Genomic DNA, 6,758 nt, shown 5'->3' on the forward strand with positions numbered 1-6,758 from the left:
TATACAAATGGCGTTGATTCGATGCAGAATTAATCCGCATCGAATCAACGCCATTTATTCTTATAGCCTCTTAAGATTGATGAAATTTTTTACGCTGTTGTGTATTTCCTAAATCTAATGCTTGTCGATATTTAGCAACGGTGCGTCTAGCGCAGGTAATCCCTTTACTTTTTAGTAATTCCGATATTTTTTCATCGGAAAAAGGACGAAGCTTATTTTCGCCACTGATAATTTCTAAAATGGCTTCTTTTACTGTTTTAGCTGAAAGATCTTCTCCTTCTTCCGACGTATATTTGGTTGTAAAAAAAGACCGGAGAGAAAAAATTCCTTTGGGACTATTGATATATTTATTAGAGACAGTTCTCGCAATTGTCGATTCATGCAATTCTAAAGCATCTGCAATCGTTTTCATGGTTAAAGGTTTTAACAGTCCATCGGGCTGTGTAAAAAATTCATATTGATTAACCGCTAAAAATTCAGCAATTCTTTCAATCGTCGAATATCGCTGTTGCAAATTTCGCACAAGCCACCGAGCTGAAAAAAGATGTCGCTTAATGAATTGCTTTGTTTCATTTGATGTTGAAGAATCGTTCAACAAGCGCAAATATTTTCGGTTAATTTTTAGGGTAGGAGCTCTATCACGATCGACATCAACAATAAGCTTTTCTCCTTCTTGACGCAAAGTAACATCGGGAATAATTACTTGAGATGTTTGAGCAGAGAAATGCGTGCCGGGATGCAAATCTAATTTTGCGATATCTTTTTCAATTGCTTCTTGAATTTCCGAGAAAGAACATTTTAATTGTTTTTGAATCAAAGGAATATGATTGTGTAGCAATTCATTATAATAATCTTTAATAAGGCGGTAAGCAAGTTTTCCCTCCTTGTGCAAGCATCTTAATTGAATTAATAGCGACTCTTGAATAGAAGCGGCAGCGATTCCATAAGGCTCAAACTCCTGCATTTCTCTTAAAACATCTTTTACCGCAGACTCATCAAGAGTATGCAAAAGGCAAATTTCTTGAAGAGGTGTTTTTAAAAAACCATTAGTGTCAATATAACCAATTAAAATATCTGCAATAGCCAGTTCTTGTTGATTATTAAATGTATCGATCGCTTGTTGATGCAATTTTTCCAACAAACTTGGATCTGCGCAAATTGAATTTTCTAAATAGCTTTTTAACTTTTCTTCTTCACTAGACCTTTTCATTGGCGTTGCTTCACTTCCTGCAAAATGCTCTCGATAATCTTCATCCAATCGGTTCAAAATAGCCAAATCACGATCATCAATCGTGATTTCTTTTTCCATTTTTTCAGAAGCTGAAGTGCGTTCTTCTATAAAAGCTCCCTCTTTTTCTATAGGGATAATATCGAGCAAAGGATTTGCAACGACTTGTTCTTCAATAAACGGCTCTAATTCTAAAATAGGTAATTGAAGTAAATGAATGGCTTGTTGCATATGAGTTGACATCATCAAACGCTGTGTCAAGTTCATTCCTTGTTTTTGCTGCATTTGCAAAGAAGAAGAAGGAATCCCTACTGTACTCATATGAAATCCTTGGTTGCTTTTATTAACTACTATTCAAATCAGACATAATAGGTTTATCCTTATCTCAGCAATCTAAAACTTAAATAATGAATTTATCTTTATAACACCATAACACAAGCGATTGTCATACAAATACTTAATACATCAAGCTACATAAATCTACTGACTAAATATTTCGTCAATAAATTTCTCAAGAGAAGCTTTTATAACTAACAGAGGTTAAGTAAGTAAGATACTCATGATAGTCCTAAAAAAGGGATTGATAAAAAGTAGAAAAAAGAAAAAATCAGGAAAATAATTGATGTAGAGATTACGCTTTAAACTTTGTGGCATAATCATTTAAGTGTTTCTGCAGAAGAAAATATTTTGCTTTGGAAAGAAATGCAAAACAATCCTTGCGGTGGATTTTTTCAAAGATGCGCTATAATGGAAAAAGGATTCCATTTTTCCAAGAACAGATTGAGCTTTTGAAAATTGAAAAAATTAAATAAAATTTGTTAATATACGAGCTTATTTTTATTGTCTGTAACTTCTGAAACAGACAAAACTATTTTAGTGTCTGCTTGGATAATTAGCACAAATTTTTAAAGAGAACTTATAAGCCTTCGCACTACTTTTAATTTGAAACCACTAAAATTGAAAAAATAAAATGAAAGTTTGAAGCCTTGTTGATGTTGATGTAGATTGATGTAAAAACCTGATTAAAATTTAGAAACTCTTTCCAAAAAATATTCATTTATAATTAAAATGAAATTAAATCAATTAAATTTTAGTATTTACATCAATCAAGCGAAATAAATTCAATCGTCAGCTTTTAAAAACAAAAAATTTAAATATTTAATAGAAACTTACTTAATTATTCAGACCAATTAAAAAAATGCATAGTAAAATATTCATTACAATTTAACTGAAATAATCATATTCTGCTTCCGCAATTTCTTTTGAAACACCCTTTTCTTCCATAATCAAATTAATAAGAACATCACGTTCCTCAAGTTTTTCCAGAGGTTGTTCTTTTTCTTCTTTAATTTCCGTTAATTGCTTTTTGTGTGTCAGCGTTAAGGGAGTAATGTTTTTAGAATCTCGCATTTCACCCTTTCCAAATTGATCCCAATTAAAATGATGATAATTTGAACTTACCATAGCTCCCCCTTTTTTATAATTATAAACTATTTCGTAGAATTTATTGTTAATTGGAATTCCCAAATCACTAGACGTGGGCAAGACTATCATAAAAATTGTCTCAAAAGGATAACTTATTTATAACTGCTAACTTATACCGCCACAATTCCCAACTGTTAGGTGTTGCGAAGAATGAGTTGTTGCGTATCAAAAGTGATTCCATCTTCAACACACGTCAATCCTGCAATTTCCGTGATGATGCGCTATACATTGTTAATTTGATTGAACATTTTAGCAAATAAATCAATATCCGTGGTAGATCTATGAACCTATTTGAATCCTAAATTTAGCATAAGACCACCTTTAAGAAACTCATAAAAATAATATGATCCTTCTAGGACCTAAAGAGTTACCAAAAGACCCTCGTTCAAATGTTTTTTTAGTTTTCGAACAAAGTCCCGATTTTACCAATAATGAAAGATCGCAATTTATAAATAGCCCTCTTTATGGCCGTTTAAAAGCTGACGTTTTTTTGTCACATGATGGAACGATTCGGTTTCTATTTTTAAAAAATACTTTGGGACATGTATTTTTAGCGGAAGCCGAGTTAGTGAGCGAACCTCTTACAATACGAGGGCTTAAAAAAAAGTGGGTGAAATTAGGTGCTTTATCTCTTCCACTTAAAGAATATCCTGATCAATTTGTTCATACATTTATTAGTGATTCAGAGCGGGAAAAAATCCAACGAGGAAAGCGGTTAAATTATGTCCAAACATGGAATTACTTAAGGGAGATGCCTTGCATTCAAAATTATTATCGTATTCCTCCACAGCTATAGTAAACCTTTTTCAGCAAACCTTCTTCAATAAGAAGCTGTACTGACTTCATACTTGCGACAAACTTCTACAAGAAGGATTCTTGAGTCGACTTCTTTTAGGATTTTAATAATTTGTTTTTCTATAAAACTTTCCTTCATGCTGTTTTCCTTTTTTTAAAGGATAGCATAATTTTTTTTACTTTCTGTTGAACCTTTTTTGCGGGGCAATGCCACCTCAAGCCCTATTCTTCCATTTTCTCAAATAAGAATTATCATTTAGCAATGATAATTCTTATATAAAATCTCGTATAAAAATAAAAAAACTGTATACAAAATTATTTAATTATATATACAATTTTTGATTAAATGATTGCGTATTATAGAAAATAAGCACTTTCACGTAGTTGTAATGTGTCTCATTGAAACGGCAATTAATACCTTTTAAAAAAATTTATTGAGTCAAAACCTTTTTGCGAAATGAAAGGATTTGATCATTCAAAGGCAAAAAGTAAAGTTAACATCCATCCACCATATAGGAGAAATACTATGCAAGTTAACAGTAAAACATTGACAAGTCCCTATCAAAATAATGCTTGTCAAACAGATCCCATCTTGTCTACCGTTTACGGTCATATCGCGAACATTGTACAAACCCAAAATTCAGATCAAGAAAAAGTAAGGCTGATTACAGCTATTTTTACCGAATCTATAAATCAGTCTCGCAGCGCTTCAGACGCTTTAGCTTTACAATGTTTAAACGAATTAGAAAAAGAAAACCTCCTATTATTAGAGGCTAATAATAAAATTGATTCTGGTAAGCAAGAACTTAAAAAGCAAAATGAAGAGCTTTGTTCAAAAATTAAAAAATTGGTCCAAAAAGCCGATTTAGTTCAAAGAAGTCATAATGAAATCAGTGTAAATTTCAGAAACCTGGAACAAGAAAAACAAGCTATGCTTCAAGCTCAAGAACAATTAGAAAATGACAATGCAGTATTAACTGCCAAAGTGCAGGGACTTATTAATGAAGAACAAGTACTTCAAACTCAAAAAATAGCTATTGAAAAAGAAAAAAAAGACTTAAAACAAGAAATAGATTTATTGAAAGTACAAAATGGAGAATTTGAGGTTCGACAAAACAATATTGAACAGCAGCTTGTTGTTTTGAACCAGAAAAATCAGCAGTTAAAACAACAAGTTGAAAAATTAGAGCGTTTGGAACATCGTCCAAGTATAGCCAATCTTGTATGTTCCCTTCCTCTTTACGGTTGGAATGCTTTACTTGCACTTAATGAAATGAGTATGAAACAAAGAGAGGCAGATACTAAGGCTATAATAAAGTGGCTATATAGAAATAATGAGTTAGAAGCTAAGGCTATAATAAATTGGCTAGATAGAAATAATGATCAGATTCAATCTTCTGTATCTGCCAATGAAGTTTCAACACAGGAAATAAACTTATGATGATCTATCAAGAAGGAATTTTTTTACCTACAGGGCTGCCTTTACAAGATAAACTTTTAGCCATACAGACACGAAAAAAAACAATCCAAGAAAATCTCTCTAAAGCTCAACAATCTGATGAAGAAAGTCTTCAGCTAGGGAATCTTATCTTAGAGCAAACAGAAGAAGCGATGCATGCATTCGACCGCATTGAACAGGAACGAAAAATTCAATTTTTATCCATACAGAGGGCATCTGCTGATCTTAAAAATTTGCAGCAAAACATAGATGCAGTTGCGGCTAATCAAATCCAGCTTTCGCAAACTCTTCCAGGAATTGAGAAATCATTTTTAGAGTTGACTTCGAATTTAAATAAGCAACAAACGGAGCTTTCAATAATTGCTGAAGATTTCACTCCAAAACGAGGAAGTCATCAAAAAATGACTACTCAATCTCATCTCTTAAATGAACAAGTTCAACTTGTTAAACAAGAAATGGAACAGTTATCTATCGAAGTGGGGCAAAAAATAAATGTATTTTCACCTTACCTAGCTAAGAAAATCCATAGAGTGTATACGGGAAGTCTAAATCGGCTTCATGACTTGAAAACGGCAATGAAGAATAAACAAGAAGAGATAAAGTTGGGGGTTAAAGCGCTTTCTTTGTACTCTTGGACCCATATCACCGCCATTGCTTCTCAAACAATAGAATGGACTAAAGGTGGTATTTCAAGTGTGGGAGAAATGAAAAGCACCCTGACAAACCTAGGAAAATGGGGATATACATTGCTTGCTAAAAGTGCCAATCTTACCTATTGGGTGGTATTAGGCATCATGACTATTTTAATGGCTCAGTCATTTATTTATCATTATCCTTTGATAAGCCTGGCTCTGGGCGGATCTATTGCTGTTATTCATATAAAATACAATCTCATCCAACCAATCATGCGTTCTTTGGGCACGTTAATAGAATGATGATGTTAAAACCATGCCTTTCTTTAAGGCATGGTTTTAATATTAAAGATAGCTAAAACAAAAATTTTCTAATTTTATTAAGCTAAGTCGTCAATCAATAGATATACGACTGTATATTATTTAATTTGAGTGAGAGATTGATAAAAAAGAATAAGAAAGAATTTATAAGTTTACCGAAGATGTACTCAGAAAAATTTTTGACATCTATTTTGCTTGTAAAGAATTTAAAATAAAAAATGTATTTATGAATAAGCAAAAAAAAATGAAGTTATTTTCAACAAAACAAAATACATTTCCAATCAATATCAACCCTTTAAAATTAACAACTCCTTTAGGAGATATTACATTTGAACGTAAAGTGAATAACCATTTTATTAATCCTCATCTATGTTCCAAATTAGAGTCTACAAACCCAAACAATTACTTGGCTATTTGGAATAATAAAGATTATTCAATAAATTTTTTGAGAACAAAATTTAAATAAGGGGATTAGAGTTGAATTGCCAATATTATTCAAAGAAGAGGAAATTCAAATTCACTTTTTAGTTGTCTGGTCTTCAAAAAAGGATAGAAAAATATCTACTTGGCAGGTATGCCGTCGAGCAATCCCCTTTAGAAATTTTGAATCAATCAGGATTTTATTAATTAATTTTAACGCCAGTTTAACGTAAGCTATCTTCGGGCTATATTCTGAGTGATCTTTGTTGAAAAAAGGCCTCTTTTCTGTTAGAAGATTTTGTTTTTCAGAACAAAAACTAATGAAAGAGGCCAAAATGAACGAGATAGAAATGATCAAACTGTTTTGTCTTGTTGATGATTTTTCTAATAGATTTCACCAAATGTGTTCCCAAAAACA

General features: G+C 31.9%; 5 protein-coding genes. 3 read left to right on the forward strand and 2 right to left on the reverse strand.

Going from position 1 to position 6,758, the window contains the following annotated elements:
- Positions 1 to 70: 70 nt before the first annotated feature.
- Positions 71 to 1,549 carry an RNA polymerase factor sigma-54 gene (gene rpoN / locus TY19_RS01975; RefSeq protein WP_042279608.1) on the reverse strand — a complete coding sequence of 493 codons (1,479 nt, stop codon included), beginning with the start codon at positions 1,547 to 1,549 and terminating at the stop codon, positions 71 to 73.
- A 903-nt stretch (positions 1,550 to 2,452) separates the two neighbouring features.
- Positions 2,453 to 2,692, reverse strand: coding sequence for a hypothetical protein (locus TY19_RS01980; RefSeq protein ID WP_042279611.1), 240 nt, complete (start codon positions 2,690 to 2,692; stop codon positions 2,453 to 2,455).
- A gap of 364 nt (positions 2,693 to 3,056) precedes the next feature.
- Here TY19_RS01980 and TY19_RS01985 point away from each other — a divergent pair, with 364 nt between their 5' ends.
- The 3 genes from TY19_RS01985 to TY19_RS01995 all read left to right on the forward strand — a co-directional run bounded on the left by TY19_RS01985 (position 3,057) and on the right by TY19_RS01995 (position 5,902).
- A complete protein-coding gene (locus TY19_RS01985) occupies positions 3,057 to 3,509 on the forward strand; it encodes a hypothetical protein (RefSeq protein ID WP_042279613.1) in 453 nt (150 codons plus the stop codon).
- A gap of 525 nt (positions 3,510 to 4,034) precedes the next feature.
- A complete protein-coding gene (locus tag TY19_RS01990) occupies positions 4,035 to 4,949 on the forward strand; it encodes a hypothetical protein (protein ID WP_042279617.1) in 915 nt (304 codons plus the stop codon).
- Complete coding sequence (locus TY19_RS01995; RefSeq protein ID WP_042279620.1) at positions 4,946 to 5,902, forward strand: hypothetical protein; 957 nt, start codon at positions 4,946 to 4,948, stop codon at positions 5,900 to 5,902. The genes TY19_RS01990 and TY19_RS01995 overlap by 4 nt, the downstream gene beginning before the upstream one ends.
- Positions 5,903 to 6,758: the final 856 nt, after the last annotated feature.

It is taken from the genome of Candidatus Protochlamydia sp. R18 (assembly GCF_000648255.1).
In the GTDB taxonomy this organism is placed as follows: Bacteria; Chlamydiota; Chlamydiia; order Chlamydiales; family Parachlamydiaceae; genus Protochlamydia; species Protochlamydia amoebophila.

Excerpts from the sequence above, each read along its gene's own strand:
- TY19_RS01980 (WP_042279611.1), bottom strand. The coding sequence starts at position 2,692 with ATGGTAAGTTCAAATTATCATCATTTTAATTGGGATCAATTTGGAAAG.
- TY19_RS01985 (WP_042279613.1), top strand. The coding sequence starts at position 3,057 with ATGATCCTTCTAGGACCTAAAGAGTTACCAAAAGACCCTCGTTCAAAT.
- TY19_RS01995 (WP_042279620.1), top strand. The coding sequence starts at position 4,946 with ATGATGATCTATCAAGAAGGAATTTTTTTACCTACAGGGCTGCCTTTA.
- rpoN (WP_042279608.1), bottom strand. The coding sequence starts at position 1,549 with ATGAGTACAGTAGGGATTCCTTCTTCTTCTTTGCAAATGCAGCAAAAA.
- TY19_RS01990 (WP_042279617.1), top strand. The coding sequence starts at position 4,035 with ATGCAAGTTAACAGTAAAACATTGACAAGTCCCTATCAAAATAATGCT.